The 549-nt window shown below is 65.9% G+C and carries 1 protein-coding gene; it reads right to left on the reverse strand.

The window, feature by feature from the left end:
* Nucleotides 1-344, reverse strand: a 344-nt coding sequence (locus JCM25156_RS26740) for a signal recognition particle receptor subunit alpha (RefSeq protein ID WP_199898892.1), incomplete at its 3' end; no start/stop codon positions are given.
* Between the last annotated feature and the right edge of the window lie 205 nt (nt 345-549).

Raw genomic sequence — 549 nt, forward strand, 5'->3', positions numbered from 1 at the left:
GTCTTGCCCGAACCCTGGAGCCCGACCATCAGGATCGGCACCGGCGGCACGGCGTTCAGGTTGAGCGGCACGGCACCCGCGCCGCCCAGCGCGTCGATCAGCGCGTCATTGACGATCTTGGCGACGGCCTGACCGGGGGAGATACTGTCCAGCACCTCGTGTCCCACGGCGCGTTCGCGCACCTTGTTGACGAAGTCCTTGACGACAGGCAGCGCCACGTCGGCGTCCAGCATGGCCAGACGTACTTCGCGCATGGCTTCCGTAACATCCGCTTCCGACAGGGCCCCGCGCTTGGCGAGGCCATCGAACACACCGGAAAGCTTGCCTGACAGCGTCTCGAACAACGTATTTCCCCAAAAGAGGACGCGCCACTGCGCGAACCCTCGCGAAGTGACGTGCCTGATTGTCGGGCGGATTTATCCCGCGCGCCGCCCGAAGTCAAGCATTGCGCGCCCCGACATAAAAAACGGCTGCCCGGCATGACCGGGCAGCCGCCTGAAGCCCGTGCCGCGCGTGGCGGCGGGGCCGTCTTACTTGCCGTGATCGTCA

The organism is Komagataeibacter kakiaceti JCM 25156 (assembly GCF_000613305.1).